This window comes from Fructilactobacillus sp. X2R5C3 (assembly GCF_059901325.1).
In genome coordinates this window covers 289135-311583 of sequence record NZ_JBWXUY010000002.1, presented here as the reverse complement: position 1 = coordinate 311583, position 22449 = coordinate 289135, and the positions used below count along the sequence as shown (strand labels likewise).

General features: G+C 37.1%; 24 protein-coding genes and 1 other annotated feature. Of the genes, 23 read left to right on the top strand and 1 reads right to left on the bottom strand.

Features of this window, described 5'->3' with window-relative positions; genetic code table 11:
- Positions 1–34 precede the first annotated feature (34 nt).
- The 23 genes from AC6UDE_RS04565 (at position 35) to rpmF (ending at position 21358) form a co-directional block, all read left to right on the top strand.
- Positions 35–2353 (top strand): DNA translocase FtsK, encoded by a 2319-nt coding sequence (locus AC6UDE_RS04565; protein WP_500696751.1) that lies wholly within the window; start codon positions 35–37, stop codon positions 2351–2353.
- A gap of 77 nt (positions 2354–2430) precedes the next feature.
- Positions 2431–3762 carry a UDP-N-acetylmuramate--L-alanine ligase gene (gene murC / locus AC6UDE_RS04560; protein ID WP_500693956.1) on the top strand — a complete coding sequence of 444 codons (1332 nt, stop codon included), beginning with the start codon at positions 2431–2433 and terminating at the stop codon, positions 3760–3762.
- Between the two features lie 12 nt (positions 3763–3774).
- A complete protein-coding gene (locus tag AC6UDE_RS04555; RefSeq protein ID WP_500693657.1) occupies positions 3775–4476 on the top strand; it encodes a Bax inhibitor-1/YccA family protein in 702 nt (233 codons plus the stop codon).
- A gap of 93 nt (positions 4477–4569) precedes the next feature.
- Positions 4570–7233: a DNA polymerase I gene (gene polA, locus AC6UDE_RS04550; protein ID WP_500696750.1), complete on the top strand. Its 2664-nt coding sequence runs from the start codon at positions 4570–4572 to the stop codon at positions 7231–7233.
- Positions 7234–7245: 12 nt separating this feature from the next.
- Complete coding sequence (gene mutM / locus AC6UDE_RS04545; protein ID WP_500696749.1) at positions 7246–8088, top strand: DNA-formamidopyrimidine glycosylase; 843 nt, start codon at positions 7246–7248, stop codon at positions 8086–8088.
- The gene (coaE, locus tag AC6UDE_RS04540) at positions 8081–8674 is read left to right on the top strand and encodes a dephospho-CoA kinase (protein ID WP_500696748.1); all 594 of its coding nucleotides are present in this window, start codon (positions 8081–8083) and stop codon (positions 8672–8674) included. The genes mutM and coaE overlap by 8 nt, the downstream gene beginning before the upstream one ends.
- A 17-nt stretch (positions 8675–8691) precedes the next feature.
- Positions 8692–9183, top strand: a complete 492-nt coding sequence (gene nrdR, locus AC6UDE_RS04535) for a transcriptional regulator NrdR (protein ID WP_500693661.1) — start codon at positions 8692–8694, stop codon at positions 9181–9183.
- Positions 9180–10523: a DnaD domain protein gene (locus AC6UDE_RS04530; protein WP_500696747.1), complete on the top strand. Its 1344-nt coding sequence runs from the start codon at positions 9180–9182 to the stop codon at positions 10521–10523. Before nrdR ends, AC6UDE_RS04530 begins: the two co-directional genes overlap by 4 nt.
- A 2-nt stretch (positions 10524–10525) precedes the next feature.
- On the top strand, positions 10526–11452 hold the full coding sequence (gene dnaI / locus AC6UDE_RS04525) for a primosomal protein DnaI (protein ID WP_500696746.1): 927 nt from the start codon (positions 10526–10528) through the stop codon (positions 11450–11452).
- 261 nt (positions 11453–11713) lie between these two features.
- Positions 11714–13687, top strand: coding sequence for a threonine--tRNA ligase (gene thrS, locus AC6UDE_RS04520; protein ID WP_500696781.1), 1974 nt, complete (start codon positions 11714–11716; stop codon positions 13685–13687).
- Between the two features lie 17 nt (positions 13688–13704).
- Positions 13705–13829, top strand: a sequence feature (ribosomal protein L20 leader region).
- A gap of 38 nt (positions 13830–13867) precedes the next feature.
- Positions 13868–14374, top strand: coding sequence for a translation initiation factor IF-3 (gene infC, locus AC6UDE_RS04515; protein WP_500693664.1), 507 nt, complete (start codon positions 13868–13870; stop codon positions 14372–14374).
- A 41-nt stretch (positions 14375–14415) separates the two neighbouring features.
- Complete coding sequence (gene rpmI, locus AC6UDE_RS04510) at positions 14416–14610, top strand: 50S ribosomal protein L35 (protein ID WP_010021583.1); 195 nt, start codon at positions 14416–14418, stop codon at positions 14608–14610.
- Positions 14611–14644: 34 nt separating this feature from the next.
- Positions 14645–15001: a 50S ribosomal protein L20 gene (gene rplT, locus AC6UDE_RS04505; RefSeq protein ID WP_010021582.1), complete on the top strand. Its 357-nt coding sequence runs from the start codon at positions 14645–14647 to the stop codon at positions 14999–15001.
- 103 nt (positions 15002–15104) lie between these two features.
- Entirely contained in the window at positions 15105–15650 is a 546-nt protein-coding gene (locus AC6UDE_RS04500) for a YqeG family HAD IIIA-type phosphatase (protein ID WP_500695754.1), read from the top strand.
- Positions 15650–16768: a ribosome biogenesis GTPase YqeH gene (gene yqeH, locus AC6UDE_RS04495; protein ID WP_500695714.1), complete on the top strand. Its 1119-nt coding sequence runs from the start codon at positions 15650–15652 to the stop codon at positions 16766–16768. Before AC6UDE_RS04500 ends, yqeH begins: the two co-directional genes overlap by 1 nt.
- A 12-nt stretch (positions 16769–16780) precedes the next feature.
- Positions 16781–17092, top strand: coding sequence for a ribosome assembly RNA-binding protein YhbY (gene yhbY / locus AC6UDE_RS04490; RefSeq protein WP_500695713.1), 312 nt, complete (start codon positions 16781–16783; stop codon positions 17090–17092).
- A gap of 11 nt (positions 17093–17103) precedes the next feature.
- Positions 17104–17673, top strand: coding sequence for a nicotinate-nucleotide adenylyltransferase (locus AC6UDE_RS04485; RefSeq protein ID WP_500695712.1), 570 nt, complete (start codon positions 17104–17106; stop codon positions 17671–17673).
- A complete protein-coding gene (yqeK, locus tag AC6UDE_RS04480; protein WP_500693668.1) occupies positions 17666–18268 on the top strand; it encodes a bis(5'-nucleosyl)-tetraphosphatase (symmetrical) YqeK in 603 nt (200 codons plus the stop codon). The genes AC6UDE_RS04485 and yqeK overlap by 8 nt, the downstream gene beginning before the upstream one ends.
- Before the next feature lie 8 nt (positions 18269–18276).
- Positions 18277–18636: a ribosome silencing factor gene (rsfS, locus tag AC6UDE_RS04475; protein ID WP_500693669.1), complete on the top strand. Its 360-nt coding sequence runs from the start codon at positions 18277–18279 to the stop codon at positions 18634–18636.
- 1 nt (position 18637) lies between these two features.
- Positions 18638–19375, top strand: coding sequence for a class I SAM-dependent DNA methyltransferase (locus AC6UDE_RS04470; RefSeq protein WP_500696745.1), 738 nt, complete (start codon positions 18638–18640; stop codon positions 19373–19375).
- Positions 19376–19380: 5 nt separating this feature from the next.
- Entirely contained in the window at positions 19381–20499 is a 1119-nt protein-coding gene (locus tag AC6UDE_RS04465; RefSeq protein WP_500696744.1) for a nucleotidyltransferase, read from the top strand.
- Positions 20500–20581: 82 nt separating this feature from the next.
- On the top strand, positions 20582–21136 hold the full coding sequence (locus AC6UDE_RS04460) for a YceD family protein (protein WP_500696743.1): 555 nt from the start codon (positions 20582–20584) through the stop codon (positions 21134–21136).
- Positions 21137–21178: 42 nt separating this feature from the next.
- Positions 21179–21358 carry a 50S ribosomal protein L32 gene (gene rpmF / locus AC6UDE_RS04455; protein ID WP_010021570.1) on the top strand — a complete coding sequence of 60 codons (180 nt, stop codon included), beginning with the start codon at positions 21179–21181 and terminating at the stop codon, positions 21356–21358.
- An 87-nt stretch (positions 21359–21445) separates the two neighbouring features.
- On the opposite strand, the gene yidC is transcribed toward rpmF, so the two are convergent.
- Positions 21446–22417, bottom strand: a complete 972-nt coding sequence (gene yidC, locus AC6UDE_RS04450) for a membrane protein insertase YidC (RefSeq protein WP_500695709.1) — start codon at positions 22415–22417, stop codon at positions 21446–21448.
- Between the last annotated feature and the right edge of the window lie 32 nt (positions 22418–22449).

The window sequence follows — 22449 nt, the reverse complement described above, 5'->3', positions numbered from 1 at the left end:
TTTTTTTATACATAATTCTTTAAGGGTGATTAAATTGGAACATTATGATGGACCGGCATTTTATCGTAAATACTTTAATGGGAAAGTTCCCTTTAAGAGTAGCGATAAAAAAATCAATGATTTTCATAGAACAACAAAAAAATCAAATCAAGAAATTATCCGTAGTGACGATTCTAATGTTAAACAATCAGCCTATCAGTCTCGTTATCAACCAAAGTATCAGAGCGGATTTCAGTTGCGATTTAAAGATGATAAAAAGCACTATGTTGAGTCCCGAAATTCCTTAGTGGAAAGAACAAAAGAATTTACTCCGCGTTCCCGTAACCAAAATAGTAATTTCTATTCCGTTCATCAGTCAGTCGGAAAACCATATCAAGATGCAGCCGTTGAATTGGAGAAGAATGATGATGATTTTGTTCTTTATCTAAATCCTAAGGATCCAACTGCCGTTCCAGCTGATGATCTAGATTTATGGGAAAATGACGTTCAACCAATTGTTAAAGAAAATGTAAATAAGAATGAAAACATTGTGGATAACTCTAAGCCTGTGGATAACTCTGAAGATGATAAAGAATCTTCAGCCAGTAAACGTGAATTAGGCCACTCGCTCGCAGATATCTTTAAAGAGGAGAGTGGCTTAGCGGCTAATCTAGCTCTGTTTAGTGATGATAGAAGAGATAATGATGATCAAAACGCATCAGGTACGGTATCAAGTAATCCCACTTTAAGTGAATCGGATCCACAAGATAAGTTAAAAGAACCTGATGAAAGAAGCGATAACGAGAAGACGTTTTCTCCAATTGATAGTACTGATAAGCGTCAAGATGAGGAAAAAGCACTTCTTCAACCTGCTAACGAACTTACTGATTCAAAAAGTGAAACCACAACGAATCATAGGCATTTGTCAGATACTTCAAGCAATCAGGAGGATCAGACTAATTATCAATTTCCTCGTCGTGACCTACTTAATCCACCAATTTCGACTTCTGATGATGGTTTGAGTGAATGGATTGAAAAGCAAGTTCAAACACTTGATGATACATTAAAGGCGTTTGGGGTTCATGGTCACGTAGTTGATTGGACCGATGGACCGACCGTTACTCAATTTCAAGTTAAGTTGGAACTTGGTGTTAAAGTAAGCAAAATCACTAACCTAACTGATGATTTAAAGATGGCCCTAGCAGCCAAAGATATTAGAATCGAGGCTCCAATTCCTGGTAAGTCGACGGTTGGAATCGAGATTCCTAATCCAAAGCCTAGACCAGTGATGCTTTCAGAGATTCTAGATTCAAATGAATTTGAATCTAGTCATTCACCGTTAGAAGTAGCATTAGGGATGAGTATTGGTGGCGCTTCTAAGACTGCCGATATTCAAAAAATGCCACATGCTTTGATTGCTGGTGCAACGGGATCTGGAAAGAGTGTGTTCATAAACAGTTTGCTTGTTTCATTGTTGTATCGCAATTCGCCTCGTGATTTAAGGATGATTTTAATTGATCCTAAGGCGGTTGAATTAGCGCCATATAATGGGATTCCACATTTGTTAACTCCGGTTGTTTCAGATCCGAAAGAGGCTTCCGCTGCTTTAAAATGGGTTACTGAGGAAATGGACAACCGTTATGAGCGATTAGCTGCTGCTGGGGTAAGAAACTTAACTCAGTATAATCAAGCGGCACATAAAAATGGCCGTGATGCGGATAAGTTGCCTCAAATCCTAGTTGTGATTGATGAACTTGCTGATCTAATGATGGTTGCATCAACAGAAGTCCAAGATTATATTGTTAGGATTACACAAAAAGCTCGGGCAGCTGGGATTCACTTGATTGTTGCTACTCAAAGACCGAGCGTTGATATTGTAACTGGGACCATTAAGAATAATATTCCAACACGAATTGCCTTTATGGTGTCAAGCCAGATTGATTCAAGAACAATCATTGATCAAAGCGGAGCTGAACGACTACTTGGTAAGGGAGATATGCTTTATCTGGGTAGTGGTGCCAGTCAACCGGTGCGACTTCAGAGTGCTTTTGTTACTAACCAAGAAGTTGAGCGAGTTTGTGATCAAGTTCGAAGTCAGGAAACACCAAAGTACGAGTTTCAGCCCAAATCATTGCTTAAAAGTGCAGAACAAGCTCAACAACATGATGACTTGTGGAAATCAGTTTTGAGTTATATTGCAGACGAAGATGGAATTTCAACTTCAAAATTGCAACGAGTGTTTTCCATTGGATACAATCGTGCTGCAAGTATTATTGATGATTTGGAGCAAAATAATTTTATTTCAGGTGAGCATGGATCTAAACCGCGAGATGTTTATTTGACGAAAAATGAACTTGCTAAATTGAATATTTAAATTTTTAGATTTTCATTACTTTAATTGGTATTATTAAACCAGACAATAAAAAGGGGAATTCCAACTAAATGACTAACATAAATAAAGACACTACTTATTTTTTTGTAGGAATTAAGGGTACTGGGATGAGTGCGATGGCACTCATTCTCCATGATCGCGGTTGTAAGGTCATGGGTTCTGACATTGAAAAATATACCTTTACTCAGCAAGGATTAGAAAATGCTGGAATTAAGATTGAACCATTCAATCCTGATAATATTAAAAAGGGAATGACGATTATTAAAGGGAATTCTTTCCCTGATACGCATCCGGAGATTGAAAGAGCCGAAGAGTTAGGACTAAAAATTTATAGTTATCCTGATTTCTTGGAAGAATTAATTGAGGGGTACACGAGCATCGGAGTATGTGGTGCTCACGGAAAAACCAGTACCACTGGACTACTTTCTCACGTATTAGGCGGGATCGCACCAACTGATTATCTGATTGGTGATGGATCTGGGAAAGGAACCACTGATGCGCGTTTCTTTGTCTATGAGGCCGACGAGTATCGCCGCCATTTTCTGGCAACTTATCCGGATTATGCCATTATGACTAACATTGATTTTGATCATCCGGATTACTATACCGGAATTGAGGACGTTTTTGACGCCTTTCAAACCTTTGCGAACCAAGTTAAAAAGGCTATTTTTGCTTGGGGAGATGATCAGAATTTACGGAAGTTAAAAGCTTCAGTTCCAATTTATTACTATGGAACTAGTGATGATGACGATTTTCAGGCGGTGGATATTAAGCGAACAACTGCTGGATCGACTTTTCACGTTAAATATGACGGAAAGGACCTAGGGGAATTCAGTATTCCTTTGTATGGAGAACACAATGTCTTAAATTCTTTGGCGGTAATTGCTGTTGCATATTTTGAAGACGTTAATTTGGACGAAATCAGACGTGAACTTCAAACTTTCAAGGGGGTTAAGCGTCGTTTTTCTCAAGTTAAAGTTGGCGATATGACAATTATTGATGATTACGCACATCATCCCTCTGAGATTAAGGCCACTTTAGATGCCGCTAGACAAGAATATCCCAATAAGGAGATCATTGCTGTTTTTCAACCCCATACTTTTAGTCGAACGATTGCCTATCTTGATGACTTTGCTAAAACGTTAAGCAAAGCAGATAAGGTATACGTTACTAAAATTTATAGTTCTCCAAGAGAAAAGTCGGGACACGTTAAGAGCGAGGATTTGGTTAATAAAATTACCAAAGATGGTGGCTTAATTGAGGAAGAAAACATGTCTCCACTGTTGCAATATCACGATGCCGTGGTAATATTTATGGGTGCTGGAGATATTCAAAAGTACGAAAGAGCCTATGAGGAATTGTTAAGTCATTTAAGTAAGAAGGTTAATTAAAGGAGAATAAAAATGAATAATTTTGATGGAGAAAGTGGTCGTCGGGTAGTTGGCGATAATGCTGGACTCAACGCGTTTTTTACCAAAGTATATGGGATTATGGGAATTGCGGTTTTAATTTCTGCTATTTCTGCGTATTTAAGTAGTGTTTTTATGCCGAACATCAGTAGTGGAGCCTCAGGATTAGTAATTTTAATCGTTTGGTTCATAATTTCCTTTGTGATTTCGGGATTTGCACAAAGTAATCCGACGTTAAGCTTTATCGGATTATTGGTTTTCTCGGTTTTAACAGGGCTTTCACTTAGCTACATTTTCATTGCCTTTAATCTTGGTACCATTGGAGCAGCGTTAGTATCCAGTGCTAGTATTTTCTTGGTAATGAGTGCGATTGGTTTCACTACTCACAGAGATTTAACCAAGTTAAGCACGCAATTGTTTGCAGCATTAATTGCTTTAATTATTGCGATGGTAATTAACTTATTCTTGAGAAATCCATGGATTGAGTTATTTATTTCAGCCGTTGGGATCATTATTTTTACGGCGTTGAGTGCTACTGATACACAAAACTTAAAGAAAATGTACATGCAGTACTCTGGTAACATTAATGTAAACGGACTTGCAATTTCTGGGGCACTTCAGTTGTATCTTGATTTTCTAAACCTATTTACATTTCTTCTTGAGGTCTTTGGTATTTTTGGAAATAATCGAGATTAATAAAAAAACATGGTCGATTGACCATGTTTTTTTTCGCAATTGAACTGATTATAAGTGTTAAAATAATAGTAATTAATTCTAAAGGAGAATTTTATGGCAGACAAGAAATTATTATTAATTGACGGAAATTCTTTAACGTATAAAGCATTCTTTGCGTTATTTACTTCCTTGGAACGTTTTACCAATGAAGACGGATTGCACACCAGTGCGATCTATGGTTTTAATCGAATGCTAGATGACATTTTAAAGGATGTTCAGCCAACGTCAGCTCTTGCCGCTTTTGATGCAGGTAAAACAACCTTTAGAACCAAAATGTACGAAGATTATAAAGCCGGACGGGCAAAAATGCCCAACGAATTACGTGAACAATTCCCATTTGTAATGGATCTGCTCCATGATCGGGGAATTAAAACCTATGAATTGCAAGACTATGAAGCTGACGATATTATTGGGACGCTTTCAAAGAAAGCGGCTAATGACGGCTATCAAGTTACTATCATAACGGGAGACCGTGATCTTACCCAACTTTGTTCGGATAAAGTTACTGTTGCGATTTCAAAGAAAGGTGTGAGTGAAATTGAGAAATACACGCCAGACTTTGTAAAAGAGACGATGGGGATTACTCCTAGACAGATTATTGACGTAAAGGGTCTTCAGGGAGACAACTCGGATAACTATCCGGGTGTTGAAAAAGTTGGTCCAAAGACCGCTATCAAGTTAATTCAAAAATTTGATAGTATTGATAATCTTTATAATCATATCGATGAAGTTTCTGGTAAAAAATTGAAAGAGCATTTGATTAAGGATAAAGACCAGGCATTTTTGTCTAAAAAATTAGCCACCATTGACTGCAATGTTCCCCTCACAATTTCATTATCGGATTTAAAGTATGATGGTCCCGATAATGATAAGTTAGTTGATTTTTATAAGAAAATGAACATGAAATCCTTTTTAAAGGAAATGGAAGGATCAGAGAGTCAGTCGACTGAGAAACTTCCAGATGTTAAATATACGATTTTAAATAAAGACAATTTAGCCGAGTTAGATCACTTGTCAGAAGATGTTGTCTTTAACATTGAAATGTTGGATGAAAATTACCATACTGCTCCATTTGTTGGTTTTGTTATTGGGGATAAGGATCATTGGTTTGTAAGTAAGGATATTGATCTTTTAGATGATCCGAAAATAAAAGGCATTTTAGAAAATCACGATATTAAAAAAAATGTTTTCGATGCTAAGGCGCAAATTGTGGCTGCCAATCGCGAACATATTCAGTTAAATAACGTTGATTTTGACATGTTATTAGCTTCATATTTACTGAATACCCTTGATAATAGTAATGATTTGGCTAAAGTGGCTAATCGGCACGGATATTATGGGGTTAAACCGGATAGTGAGGTTTATGGAACTGGAAAGAAAAAACAGCTGCCAGAAAATGATGAGACTTTTTTTGCTCACATTGTCAGGAAAGCATTGGCAATTAATGATTTAAAAGATAAAATGATTGATGATTTAAAGAAACACAATCAATTAGATTTGTACCGTAACATAGAAGTTCCATTGTCTTATGTGCTAAGTGCAATGGAGATTGAAGGAATTACGGTGGACGTAGATACCCTTGAAGCATTGAAGAGTAAATTTACTGAGCATTTATCAGAAATTGAGCAGTCGATTTATCACGAGGCTGGAGAAGAATTCAACATCGGGTCACCAAAGCAGTTAGGTGAAATCCTGTTTGATAAGTTGAAATTACCAGTTGTGAAAAAAACCAAAACAGGGTACTCTACGTCGGTTGATGTGTTAGAAAAAATTGCGGGTCTGAATCCGATTGTCGATAATGTCCTGGCGTACAGGCAACTGTCAAAATTGATTTCAACTTATATTGATGGAATCAAAAAAGACATTTATTCTCGTGATCATAAAGTTCATACCCGTTATCTGCAGACCTTAACTCAAACCGGAAGATTGTCCTCGGTTGATCCAAACCTTCAAAATATTCCAGTTCGAACTGAAGAAGGTCGCAAAATTCGTGAAGCGTTTGTTCCTCGTCATAAGGGATGGCAACTATTTTCATCGGATTATTCTCAAGTTGAATTACGTGTCTTAGCTGCCATTTCTGGAGATAAGAACATGCAGGAAGCTTTTAAAAATGGGGAAGATATTCATGCAGCGACCGCACGACGGATATTTGAACTTCCAAGCAACGAGGATGTTACTCCCGAGTTGAGAAGACAAGCAAAAGCTGTCAATTTTGGGATTGTCTATGGAATTAGTGCTTATGGACTTGCTAAAAATACTGGCATATCACGAAAACAGGCTCAAGCATTTATTGATAAATATTTTAAGGAATATCCAGGGGTCAAAAAATACACCCAAGATAGCGTTAAGTTCGCCGAAGATCATGGGTATGCTGAAACCATCATGAAACGTCGACGCTACCTGCCGGATATTAATTCTAAGCAATTTCAGAAACGTTCGTTTGCCGAAAGAACGGCAATGAACTCACCCATTCAGGGAAGTGCTGCCGATATTGTTAAAGTTGCAATGATCAGAATGCAAAAAGAACTTAAGAAACACAGTTTAAAGGCCACAATGTTACTGCAAATTCATGATGAACTAATCTTTGAAGCACCAAAAGAAGAGATTCCAATTTTAGAAAAATTAGTTCCAAGTGTTATGGATTCTGCGGTTGATCTGGATGTACCGCTAAAAGTTGAAAGTCATTACGGACCAAATTGGTATGATATAAAAAAATAATGGGGTGTAGGAATGCCTGAGTTACCTGAAGTTGAAACGATAAGAAGAGGGTTAACCAATCTTGTACAGGGTAAAAAGATTGTTTCCGTGGATGCTTTGTATCCAAAAATGTTGAATTTACCAGTAAAAGAATTTGAAGATTTGTTAGCTGGTAAGGATATTTTACAAATTGATCGGAGGGGTAAATACCTCTTAATCCGGCTAAGTGACGATTATACTTTAGTTTCTCACTTACGAATGGAAGGTAAATATGATGTGGTACCTGAGGGTACTGAGAATCAAAAACATACTTACGTTGTTTTTCATTTAAGCGATGGTCGAAAGCTTCGTTACAATGACACAAGAAAATTTGGAAAGATGAATTTAGTTAAGGATTCTCAGGTTTATGATTTGTCAGGATTGAATAAAATTGGACCGGAACCAACTGAGAATGATTTAACGTTTGATTATTTAAAGAAGCAACTGCATAAGTCTCACCGAAAAATTAAGGCATTTTTATTAGATCAATCTAACATTGCTGGGATTGGGAATATTTATGCTGATGAAAGTTTGTGGTTATCTAAGATTCATCCGGAACAGGCTACTAACTATTTAAGTGATCAGGAAATTGAAACTTTAAGGGAAAACATCATTAAAGAAATTCAGTTAGCCATTAAGGGTCATGGAACAACGGTGTTTACTTATAAAAATGCCTTTGGTGAAGAGGGCAGCTTTCAAAATCATCTTCATGTTTATGGTAAAAAGGGACAGCCGTGTGAGCGTTGTGGAACTCCCATTGAAAAAATCAAGGTTGCACAAAGAGGTACTAGTTTCTGTCCTCATTGTCAAAAAGTTCATGGTGATCTAAGTGAGTAAAGTTATTGGATTAACCGGTGGAATTGCAACCGGCAAATCATCTGCAAGTGATTATTTAGTTACTTTAGGGGTTTCTACATTAGACCTAGATTCCATCACACATGAATTGGAACAAGATAATCAAGAGTTAATTCATCAAATTAGTGAGCAGTTTGGCAGTTTAGTGATTAAAAGTAACGGGCAAATTGATCGAGGTGTTTTGGGTAAGATTGTTTTTTCAAATCGTGATGGTATGAAAAAGTTAGTCCAAATTGTTAACCCATACCTTTTTCGTGAAGTTAATACTCGGATAAACAAGTTACACGATCAACGTTTAGTGATTTTAAATGCTCCCACCCTTTTTGAAAATGGATTTCAGATTTTAACTGATGCTAATTTGATGATTACGTGTGATCCAGTTGTTCAACTGCAACGGTTAGTTAGAAGAAATGATATTTCAATAAGTCGAGCTAGTAAAATGATTGGTGCTCAATGGGCACAACCAATAAAAGCACGACTGTCTGATTGGTGTATTGATAATTCTGGCACTTTCGATCAATTGAAATCGTCGGTTAAAGATTGGTATGATTTAGTAAGTGTTATGTAATTAGTGAAGGTGAAAAAATGCAATGTCCACGATGTCATCATATCGGTTCAAAGGTTTTAGAAAGTCGTCGGGTCAAAGATGGTGAAAGTATTCGTCGAAGACGGGAATGTGAAGAATGTGGATTTCGGTTTACGACGTTTGAAGTGATTGAATCAAGCCCCTTGTTAGTTGTAAAAAAGAACGGTGATCGAGAAGAATTTAATCGTTCTAAGATTTTGCGTGGAATTGTCAGATCATCTGAAAAGCGTCCAGTTTCGATGGAACAGATGAACCATATTGTTGATAAGGTTGAAAAAATAGCTTATGACGCTGATGACGGTAGCCATGAAGTGGCTAGCCAAACTATTGGTGAGGGTGTTATGAAAGGACTAAAAGAAGTTGACGAAATTGCTTACATTCGGTTTGCAAGTGTTTACCGCCAATTTAAGGATATGTCAGTCTTTTATAATAAACTCAAAGAATTAATGGATGATGAAGACGAAAATAATGAGGATAAGAATAAAGAATGATCAACGGAATTAATCCTAAAACTGATTTTAAAGTTTATCGATCACAGCCCATTAGTGATGTTGAACGTCATTATGTTGATTTGTTGTACATGCCCGTCATTGGTAAAAATGCATATGCCTTATACAATTGTTTATGGTTAATTGATGATGAGAAGCACGTTAATTTTGAATTAATGTCTGATCTTAGCATTGATGCCAAAGAACTAGATGATTCACTTATGAAACTTGAAGGATCCGGTTTGCTTAAGACGTATGTTGATCATTCTTTTGAAATCGACTTGTATGAGTATCAACTTTTACTGCCACTTAATCCTGACCAATTCTTTAGTGATAGTCTTTTGAGTCTGTTATTACTTGAAATGGTTGGTGAAGATCGCTATTTACAACTTTCAGATGAACTCTTACCAGAACATTTTGATTTTAGTGGGTTAGATGATCAAACTCGTAATTTCCTGCAAGTATTTTCAGTTAATAATGAGAAAGTAAATGACCAACCAAGTGTAATCAAGGCAGTTCGAGACAAGACTGATGTAAAAAAAGATTCTTTTGATGATAAGCTTTCAAACGATCAGTTTGACTTTAAGCTATTGATGAATATTTTGGATAAGTCCTTTGTCGAAAATGAAAGTGTTAAAAAGTATGAGACACTCTTTAGTAACACCAACCGATTATATGGAATTGGTGAACTTGAGATGGCACAATACATTGAGAAGGCCAGTAACTTGGTTAACAATCGTTTTGACCCTAAAAAGTTTAAGATATTAATTTCTAGACGAAATCAAATAAAGGCTCCAGCAGAAAATCAATCCAATCAAAGCCATGTCCATGAGGCAGACAAGTTACAAAGTAAGCTAACGGCCAAGGAACAGCAATTGGCCCAAATTGCTGATTCTTCCGCTCCAGTAGAATTTCTTGATTCTTTAAAGAGTGAAAAAGGTGGTTTTACTACTTCCGCTGAAGAAAGGATTTTATCTGAACTTATTAATCGCAATACTTTGAGTAATGGAGTGATCAATATCCTTGTTTATCACATCTTGATTGACGAGGGGAAACCTACCATTAATAAAAATTTAATTGACACCATTGCAAATGATTGGGCGCAAAGAAAAATTAATAGTGCATCGAAAGCGATTGACGATATTAAGCACCGTCAGGAACAGGTTACTGAAAGTAAAAACAAGCGACAAAGAAGATACCGAAGACGTACAAATGTCAAAGAAACATTGCCTGACTGGGCTAAGGAAAATAAAAGTCGGGGTAATGAAAAAATTTCGACTACTCAGCGAAAACGAATTGCTGAGAAATTAAATTCATTAAATAAAAAGTCTGGGGATGAGTAATCATGAAGAATGTTAGTGATGAGATGAGCCAATTGATGAAAAAGAAAAATTTGAATCATAATTACCAACAGTTAATGAATTCGGTTTATTCTGATCCAGACGTTAAACAATTTTTAAGTGACAATGAGAGTGAGTTAAGTGATGATGTTGTGAAACGGTCGGCATCAAAACTGTATGAGTTTGTCAATGAAAAGAAAAAGTTGGAAGAGGGAAACGCTAACTTTGCTAAGGGATACCAACCAACCTTGGTTTTAAGTGACCATTTGATTGACGTTTCGTACGAACCTACGCAAGCGTTGTTAAACAAGCAGAAGCGAGAACAATTTGCGTCACGCATTAAGTCCATTTCAATGCCCAAAGAAATTAAATCGGCAAATTTAAGTGACTATGAACAGACAGCTGAACGAGCTCAAGCTTTGGAAGGAGCACTTGATTTTATTGGTTCATATGAAAATAATCCTCAGCATTTTCAGAAGGGGTTGTACCTATACGGTCCCTTTGGCGTAGGTAAAACTTATTTACTTGGAGCAATTGCCAATCGTTTGGCCTCTGACGGTTATAGTTCGGTTTTGATTCATTTTCCAAGTTTTGCCGTTGAAATTAAAAATGCAATTGGAAACAATCAAGTTGGCGGTAAGCTGGATGAAATTAAAACTGCTCCAATTTTGATGATTGACGATATTGGAGCAGACTCAATGTCATCTTGGATCAGAGACGACATTCTTGGGGTTATTTTAGAGTATCGAATGCAAAATGAGCTTCCCACCTTTTTTAGTTCTAACTTTTCCATGGATCAATTGGAACAAGAGCATTTAAAGGTTAATGCTCAGGGAGATGTGGAACCACTTAAAGCTAAGCGATTGATGGAACGAATTAAATTTTTAGCAAAGCCCATTGAACTTGATGGTACGAATCGCAGGAATAAATAATGATTATTCTTGACATGTGACAGGTCGTTGTTTAGACTGTTAGTTGTTAAGGACATGAGTGATTACGAATTTCACAGAGAGGATAGGTTTTCTGGAAACTATCTGTTCGGAGTAACTTACTTACCACCTTTATTAAATGACATTAATAAATAGGTTTTAAACGAGATGTCCAGATAAATGGACGAATTTGGGTGGAACCGCGCTAATGGCGTCCCTAGTATTGATTTACTAGGGACTTTTTTTATGAAAGGAATGAGTAAAATGGCTAAATTATCATTTGAGTTTCCAGATGGTAACAAGAAAGAATTTGATTCGGGGGTTACTGCGGCAGATATTGCCAAGTCAATTTCAGTTAGTCTAGCCAAAAAGGCAGTTGCGGCTAAGATTGATGGAAAAGTTGTTGATTTGATGCAACCACTAAAAGATGGTGGCAAGATTGACATCATTACTTCCGGTTCTGATGAGAGTCTTAAAATCCTACGACAGGGTGCTGCTCAGTTACTGGAAACGGCGGTCAAAGAACAGTATCATGATATTCGCATTGGTGAAATTGCCGCTGATGAAGATGGTTTCTTTGTTGATACTGACAAGGAAGATCGTCAAGTTAGTTCAGATGAACTTGATGAATTAGCTGATAAAATGAAAAAGATCATCAAAAATAATGCTACGGTCGAAAGGGTTTATCTAAGTAAGGATGACGCTTTAAAAGAAGTTGATGGTGATCCTTATCAAGCACAACTAATTGCCAACATTGATTCTGATAATATTCTTTTTTACAGTATCGATGGGGTTAAGACGCTAGCTCAAGGGGTAGTAGCTCCAAGTTTGAAAGATCTAAAACACTTTAAGCTCCTGTCTGTTGCTGGTGCTTATTGGGAAGGTAAGTCATCCAATCCAATGCTTCAAAGAATTTATGGCACGGCCTTCTTTAAAGCTGATGACCTAGATGAAGATTTGAAGAAGCGTAAAGAGGCTAAAGAGCGTGACCATCGTGTTATTGGGAATAACCTCGACTTATTCTTTGTCGATCCAAAGGTTGGGGCTGGTCTTCCTTACTGGATGCCAAAAGGTGCAACGATTCGTCGTACAATTGAGCGTTATATCACTGATAAAGAGATTGCTCATGGTTACCAACATGTTTATACCCCAGTATTAGCTAATTTGGACTTGTATAAGCAATCTGGTCACTGGGATCACTATCGAGACGACATGTTTCCACCAATGAAGATGGATGATGACGAAATGTTGGAATTACGTCCAATGAACTGTCCATCTCATATTCAGATTTACAATCATCATATTCGTTCTTATAAAGAGCTTCCTCTACGAATTGCTGAACTAGGAATGATGCATCGATACGAAAAGTCTGGTGCACTTAGTGGTCTTCAACGAGTTCGTGAAATGACTTTAAATGATGGTCATACGTTTGTTGCACCCGATCAAATTCAAGAAGAATTCAAAAAAATCTTGAATTTGATGATGGAAGTTTATCATGATTTTGACATTAATAACTATACGTTCAGATTAAGTTATCGTGATCCCAAGAATACCGAAAAGTACTTTGACGATGATGAGATGTGGAACAAAGCGCAAACGATGTTAAAGGGCGCTATGGATGACTTGGGCCTTGATTACGTTGAAGCCGAGGGTGAAGCTGCATTTTACGGTCCTAAGCTTGATGTTCAAACTAAGACGGCTCTAGGAAATGAAGAGACGTTATCTACCATTCAACTTGACTTTATGTTACCGGAACGATTTGATCTTCATTATGTTGGTGAAGATGGTAAGGAACACCGTCCGGTTATGATTCATAGAGGAATTGTTTCTACCATGGAAAGATTCACCGCTTATTTGATTGAAATGTATAAAGGTGCTTTTCCGACATGGCTTGCACCCGATCAAATTCAAATCATCCCGGTTAGTGATGAAAAACACGGAGATTACGCACGTAAATTAAACGAAAAGTTTCGTGCGTTAAACTTACGTTCCAATGTCGACGAACGTGGTGAAAAGATGGGATACTTGATTCGTGACGCACAAACCAAGAAGATTCCATATACACTAGTTGTTGGTGATGATGAGATTAAGAATAATACGGTTTCTGTTCGTAAGTATGGTGAAGACGATAGTAAAGATATGTCAATTGATGACTTTATTTCAGAAGTTCTTCATGATATTGCTACTTACTCACGTAATGATGATGAAGAGTCTAAGTCAGTTGACAAAATTAAATAAAATTGGTACTATTATGTAGTCAAAAGCAGAAGCTTCCCGCTTCTCGCCTGAGTGATTTTGATCGCTGGGCAATCTACGAATGAAAGTCCTAATGTTTTTAGGTGTAGCGGGTGCTCTGTAGCATCCGCTATTTTTCTGCTTAAAATTACCTGGAGGTGAATTACCATAGCAAGAGATAAGATGGTTAACGAGGGTATCCATGCTCGCGAGTTGAGATTAATCGGTGCTAATGGAGATCAATTAGGAATCAAATCTACTAAAGAAGCTTTGTCAATTGCTGAAGAAGCTAATTTGGATTTAGTTGTTGTTGCTCCCAAAGCAAAACCACCTGTAGCCAAGATTATTGATTACGGGAAATATCGGTTTGATCGCCAAAAGAAAGAGCGTGAAGCTCGAAAGCGTCAAAAAACTGTTAGTGTTAAAGAAATTAGGTTAAGTCCTACGATTGATAGTAATGACTTCAACACCAAACTTAAAAATGCCAAAAAGTTTTTGACAAAGGGTGAACGTGTTCGAGTTTCTATTAGATTTAAGGGACGTGCCATTACCCATAAAAGTATTGGAAGAGATGTCTTAAATAAAATGGCGGAAGCTACTTCTGACGTTGCCGATGTAACTCAACGAGCAAAGATGGATGGCCGAAGTATGTTCTTAATGCTTGCACCAAGTAAGAATGAAAAGAAATAACTCATTTAATTGGGTTATGAATCGATGAGGAGGAATATAATATGCCAAAATTGAAATCAAATCGTGCTGCCGCAAAGCGTTTTAGAAAAACTGCTAATGGTGGTTTAAAGAGTGGTCATGCCTACACTAGTCACCGTTTTCACGGTAAAACTAAGAAACAACGTAGACATTTACGTGGAACACGTATGATGGCTAAGTCAAACTTGAAGACTTACAAAGAATTACTACAAAAATAAGCGAATAATATAGTTTGTATAGGGGGATTTTAATATGCCACGAGTAAAAGGTGGAACTACCACACGTAATCGTCGTAAGCGTGTTCTTAAATTAGCTAAGGGATACCGCGGTGCTAAGCATCGTTTATTCAAAACTGCTAAAGATCAAGTAATGAAGTCACAGGAATATGCCTTTCGTGACCGTCGTGCCAATAAGGGTAATTTCAGAAAGATTTGGATTGCAAGAATTAACGCCGCCACTAGAAATAATGGATTAAGTTACAGTAAATTCATGCATGGTTTGAAACTTGCTAACATCGATATGAACAGAAAAATGTTAGCTGACTTAGCAGTTAACGATGCTGATGCCTTTTCTGCATTAGCGGAAAAAGCCAAAGCAGCATTAAAATAAGCCTAAAAAACTTTCACCGCTCTTGTTTGGTGGAAGTTTTTTTATCGGATTGGGATGCTCCCAATCTATACATAAATGATTTAAAATAGAAACATCAATTCTTATTTACAGAGAGGTCTATATGCTATCATTATTCAAACCGACTTGGATGGTTAACAATATTTATCAAATTTCCCCAGAAAAACTTGAAAGTTACGGGATTAATGTAATTCTGACCGATTTAGATAATACCCTAATTCCGTGGAATAATCCTGAGGGAACCGTAGAACTGCGCGATTGGCTCAAAAGAGTTCGAGATCATGGAATCAGGGTGATTGTGGTTTCAAATAATAATCGGGAAAGACTAGAGAAAGCTCTTACTAGTCTTGAGTTACCATTTATTGCCCGGGCTTTAAAACCACTTACTTTTGGGATTTTAAGGGCTCTTAAAACGTATCGTTTAAAACGAAGCCAAGTGGTAATGGTGGGAGATCAAATTTTAACGGATATATGGGCCGCTAACAATACTCGAATTAGAAGTATTTTGGTAAAGCCATTGGTTACTTCAGATGCGTGGAACACACGGATTAATCGTTTCTTTGAAACGTTTGTATATGCACAATTGATGCGAAAGTACAGTGATTTAAAGTGGAAGGATGATATTGATTAATGGATAATGATGAAAATAATGAGCCCTTATATTGCATTGGGTGTGGGGCACAAATTCAAGATACCGATCCGAAACAGGCTGGTTACACGCCTAAATCAGCAATCAAGAAGGGAATTGATTCTGGAAAATTATACTGTCAGCGTTGTTTTAAGCTTCGTCATTATAATCAAATTGAACCAATTAGCATCTCAAATGACGAGTTTGTAAAGTTATTGAGTGAAATTAGCGACACTGATTCGTTAGTAGTATACGTCGTGGATGTATTTGATGTAGATGGAAGTATGATTCCTGGGATTCAGCGCTTTGTTGGTAACAATCCGATTATTTTAGTTGGTAACAAATTAGACTTGTTGCCATCGTCGTTCAACCAGAACAAAGTTAAAGATTGGTTACGTCAAATGGCAAATAAGAATGGAATTAGACCCATTGATATTGAATTAGTATCTGCCAAGACGAATCAATCAGTCGACGATCTGTTAAAAGCCATTTCAAAAAATCAGAAGGGCCGAGATGTCTATGTGGTTGGAGTAACTAACGTTGGCAAATCTACCTTAATTAATCAAATTATCCAACAAAGCACTGGTGAGAAGCAGGTTATTACGACCTCTAAGTTTCCTGGTACTACCCTCGATTTGATCAAAATACCGTTGGAAGATGGAAAAGAATTGATCGATACACCTGGTGTCGTTCATGAAGATCAGATGGCTCACTATTTAAGTTCTAAAGACTTGAAGTATGTTTCACCGCAAAAACGGATTAAACCCAGGACTTATCAGTTGGATCCAGGGCAGACGTTATTCTTAGGTGCGATTGGCCGGTTTGATTTTATCTCGGGGGAACGTCATGGCTTTACCGTTTATGCTGACAATAATCTGATGATTCATCGAACCAAATTAACAAATGCTGATGAATTTTTTGAGAAGCATGCCGGTGAATTATTGACCCCACCAACTGGTAAGGACAACGTCGTTGGGTTAAAACGACATGAATTTAAAATTACTGACAGAAGTGATTTAGTGATTGAAGGACTGGGATGGATTACCGTCCCGAAAGGCTCCACGGTTGCTGGATATGCTCCTAAGGGTGTGTCAGTGTTAGTTAGAAAAGCAATGTTTTAGGAGTATTTAATAATGAATTTAAAGGGAAAACAAAAACGATTTTTAAGAGCAAAAGCGAATCATATGCGGCCCATTTTCTCAGTTGGAAAGAATGGGTTAGATGAGACTTGGATGAATGAAGTTAAAAATGCTGTTGATCACCGTGAATTAATTAAAATTAATCTTCAACAGTCTGCCGATGTGGATGTGAGTGACGTTAAACAATTTATTGAGAATAACTCGGACATCCAAGTTGTCCAAACGATTGGTAAGACACTTTTATTGTTTAAGGAATCGAGTAAGGACAATTATCGTAAATTATCGATTGAAGTGGCAAATTTGTAGGAGATTGATTGATGCGCAAAAAGGTTGGAATTTTAGGTGGAACTTTTAACCCCATTCACTATGGTCATTTAATTATGGCTGAACAAGCTTTAACCCAATTAAACCTCGATTTAGTTCTATTTATGCCCGATTATTTGCCACCACATGTTGATCATAAGTCCGCAATTGATGCTTCTGATCGGGTTAACATGATTAATTTAGCCATTAGGGATAACGCTAATTTTAAAATTGAAATGATTGAAGTAAATCGCAAGGGGAAAAGTTATAGCTATGATACGATTAAGGAATTAACTAAAATTCATCCCGATGTTGATTATTACTTTATCATTGGTGGCGATATGGTCGAATATCTGCCAAAATGGTATCGAATTGATGATCTTATTAAAATGGTTAAATTTGTTGGTGTTAATCGTCCGGGTAATTCTGAGTCTTCTAAGTACCCAGTAAGTTTTGTTGACTCACCTGAGATAGCTATTTCATCGTCTTTAATTAGATCACATCTTGAAAAGGGTGAAAGTGTCAGATATTTGTTGCCAGATGCGGTGTTACGGTACATTAAGGAGCATGATTTATATGGATAAAGAGAAAATTAATTATCAAAAATATTCTAAGTATGATCGTGATCAAATTGTTGCCAAACTAAAAGCGACGTTAAAAGAGAAAAGGTTTCAACATTGCTTGCGAGTTGAAGAGACCGCCATTACCTTAGCACGAGAGTTTAATGTGGACGAAACTTTAGCTGGACTTAGTGGTCTGGTTCATGATTATGCCAAACAACGGCCGGATTCGGAATTTATTGACATTATTAAGTCCCATCATTTGAATCCAGAACTACTTAATTATGGAAATGCTATTTGGCATGGCTACGTGGGTTATCTGATTGTGGAATCAGAACTTGGGATTCATGATAGTCGAATTCTAAACGCGATTAAATATCATACGATCGCATCGCCTGACATGGACAAAGTTGCACAGATTACTTATATGGCTGACTACATTGAGCCGGCCCGTGATTTTGATGGGGTTGAAAAAGCTCGTAAGATTACCAATCAAAATTTATGGGATGGTGTTAAATATCAAACTAAAAGTACCATTTCATATTTGGCAAGCAACGGAAAGGCAATTTATCCCGGTGCGATTACAGCTTTTAATGTAATTGTTGCTGGTAAAAAGTAGGGGATTATATGGATAATAATAAGATTTTACAAAATATTGTTGAAACTGCTGATAGTAAACGCGCCCACGATATTGTGGTTTTAGACATTGAAGAATTGTCGTTGGTCGGTCGTTATTTTGTCATTATGGATGCTCCTAGTGTTCGTCAGGTGAAGGCAATCGCAAATGATATTATTGATCGATTGAGTGAGGAGCACGTTGAAGTTTTACGGGTCGAAGGGCTAAATACAGGATCTTGGGTATTAATTGACCTCGGTGATATTATTATTCACGTCTTTAAGAGTGAACAACGGTCCTTTTACAACTTAGAGAAGCTTTGGTCTGACGCTCCTGATCTTGATATAACTGATTGGGTCAGTGAAGACTGATATGATTTATTCTGAGTTTGCGTCATTTTATGATAAATTATTTGACAATCATCTATATCGAAAGTGGTATGAGTTTGTAGCTGATAACGTCCCTAAAGAAAAGCATATTTTAGATTTAGCCTGTGGGACTGGTCGTCTTTTGGTTACTTTAAAAAAAGCAGGTTATGTCGTATCTGGAGCTGATTTATCGGATGATATGCTGGCCATCGCAAATGATCATTTAAATGAAAGCCATGTGTTTGACGTGGCGTTAATTAATGCCAATATGCTAGACCTGGATGGTGTACCCAATTATGGTGCCATTACGTGTTTTGACGATTCGATTTGTTATTTAGAAAATATTGAGCAAGTTAAAACAATGTTTGCTCAGGTTAAAGGACATCTTGTTAAGAATGGTAAATTCTTATTTGATGTGATCACCCCTTATCAGACCGATGTTGTTTATCCAGGCTATATGTTTAACACCAACGATGGTGACCATGCTTTTATGTGGAATACCTTTGTTGGTGATTTTCCTCATTCAGTGGAACATGATCTATCTTTTTTTGATTACAATCGGAATATTAACGGTTTTGATGAATATAATGAAACCCATAAAGAACGAACCTATCCCTTGGTAGAATACACTCAGGCACTGAATGAAGTCGGATTTAATAACGTTAAGGTGACGAGTAACTTTGGAAAAGATAAGGTTAAAGATGATACTACCCGTTGGTTCTTTGTATGTAGTGAGGAATAATCCAAATGAAAGCTGTTGGAATAATAACCGAATATGATCCTTTCCATAATGGTCATCTTTATCAATTACAGGAAGCTAAAAGACGAACTGAAGCGGATGTAACGGTAATATTTATGAGTGGTAATTGGACTCAGAGAGGTGAGCCAGCTATCTATGATAAATGGATCCGCACTCAGATGGCTTTAGATAACGGAGTTGATTTAGTAATTGAACTTCCAATATCGGATGCGGTTCAACCTGCCAGTATTTTTGCAGAGCGGTCGATGAAACTTGTAGAAGCTTTGGGCTGTTCATACTTATCGTTTGGTAGTGAGCACAGTGACTGGAATTTTACGAAGTTGGCATCTATTGACGTTCATCCGTCTGATAATTTTCATAATTATAATTTTTCCTATCCAAAATTATTTCAACGAACAATTAAAGAACAGAGTGGAATTGATTTAATTAAGCCAAATGATACACTTGCGTATTGGTATGCAAAGGCCAATCAGAAGTTGGGTTCCCCTTTAAAGCTAGTTCCGGTTAAACGGTACAGTAGTGAGCATAATAGTGGAGAGTTGAGTGGAAAAATTGCGAGTGGCAAAGCTATTCGCGCTTCAATTAAATCACATGATCATCGTTACCAAAAGTTTATTCCCAATTCTTCTGTCGTCCTAGACAACGAAAAACCAGTTTTCTGGTCAGATTTTTGGCCCTTTTTACGTTATGAATTGACTCAGAGTTCGATAGCTGATTTAAATCAAATTTATCAGATGACTGAAGGATTAGAGAATCGTCTAAAGCAAATGGCGGTCAAAGACACAACCTATCAGGCGTTTATTAAAGATGTTAAGACAAAACGGTATACCTACACTAGGATTCAAAGACTGCTGGTCTATACGTTATTTAAAATAAAGAAAACACAAATGATTAGTTATAATCCAGTTGTCCGAGTTTTGGGAATGAACGATACCGGGAAAAGTTATCTGAATCAAGTTAAAAAAGCAATCCCATATCCGATCGTTGATCGAATTGGAAAAGAAGAATTTAATAATACGTTGGAACTAGAATGCCGTTCTGGAATTCTTTATGGAATGATCAATGGTCGAATGCAAGATAAATTTACTTATCCCATTGTTATATAGAAGACCGTGCTATCAAGGATAGGACCTTGACAATGAATTTTATGGTATGTATAATTAGTCGTGTTGCATTGGAGGTTAAATTATGAAGTGGTCATTTGAAAAACTACTAGGATATAAGAAAGAGCCGTTTACAACCCATGAGACAGTGGATTTAAAAGACGATTTAATGAATCGATATCCGAAAAGTATTCTTGATGCCACTTCCTTTGACGTTGATGTATCTGCTACTCCTGACAAGGGAGATGTGATTATAGATGCTCACGTCAAGGGTAGTGTAACAGTTCCTTCTTCACGATCGTTAACCCCAGTTAAGTTACCCATGGATTTTAACATTAGTGAGATTTATGTGTTAACTGAAACTGCGTTAAATCGATATGATAATGAAGAAGTAGTGTTAGTTGTTGGTGATGACTTGATGATTGATTTTGATAAAGCAGTTGCTGATAACATAATTGTCAACATTCCGATGCAAGTTCTTTCACCAGAAGAGCAAAAAGGCAAAGCAATGCCTGAAGGAAATGACTGGGAAGTTATTTCTGAAGATGATTTTAATCGACAGGTGGAAGAAGATAAAAATGTTGATCCACGTCTTGCAAAATTAAAGGATTTCAAACCTTCAGACGATGACAAGACTTAAAAATTCACTAGTGGAAATCAAATTAAGAGGAGGTTGTGAATAATGGCTGTACCAAAGAGAAAAACTTCTAAAGCAAGAAGAAACATGCGTCGTTCGCATGACAGTTTATCAGTTCCTGGCATGAGTCCATGTCCTAACTGTGGCGAACTACGTAAGTCACATTTTGTATGTCCTAACTGTGGTTACTATGACGGTAAAGAAGTAGTTGCCAAAAAGGGTTAATTTAAAATAAAGAACTTCAAAAACACCATGGGTTTTTGAAGTTCTTTTTTTGTAATAAAAAACCGACAATTTAATTGTCGGTTTTATTTACTCGTTATGATTATGATGCTGTTGTTTTCCCGCATTACGTTTTCGGTTGTTTTCGTGTTCAATCTCAGTTTCGGATTCTCCAGATTTAGAAACTGTATTTTTGGAGCTGGTTGTTGAACTTGGTTCGGCCCCTGTCTCAATCTCTTCTTCTAATTCCTTTGGAATGACAACTTTGGGAGGATTCTTTTGGGCTTTTTCATTAATTTGTTTTCTAATTCGTGGACGGGACAAATTGATGATAAAGGTCTGAACGCAGGCAAATAATCCGCCAATAAAGAAGTAAATTCCTAATCCAGCTGGGGATGAAAGAGTAACAAATAGAATCATGATCGGACTAATTAACATCATAATCGCCATTTGCTTTTTCTGTTCTTTAGGGATCCCAACGGTTGAAAGGTATCCCTGAAGTGCATAAGCCAGAAACGACAAGACGGCTAATAAGATGCTGGATTGGCCTAGTTTAATGCCCATAAAGACGGTATGAGAAACTTCAGGTGAGTAACGAATAGCTGCATACAGAGCAGCAAACACTGGCAACTGGATCAATAATGGCAAGCATCCAATTCCACCTGTCATACTGATTCCGTTGTCTTTATAGAGTTGCATCATCTGCTGATTTAAGGCAACCTGCTGTTCTTTGGTCGTTGCTTTTTTTAGGAGTTGTTGAATCTTGGTCATTTGTGGTTTAACCAAATTCATTTTTTCCTGTTGAATAGTAGATTTTTTCATCTGACTAATCATCATTGGTAAAAGCAAAGTTCTAACAATTACGGTAATTGCGATCAGGGCCCATCCATAGCCACCAACGTATTGTGCTAGCCAATCCATAACGTGTTGCCCGGGAACGGCTAAATAATGATAAACGAATCCAAAGGGACGTCCCTTTGAATCGGTTCTTACACATCCAGTTAAAAAAATGCCAACCATGGCAATAAAACCGAATAAACCTAGTTTCTTAATTTTTTTCATTTAGTTAACTCCTAACTTTTAAGTAACATGTT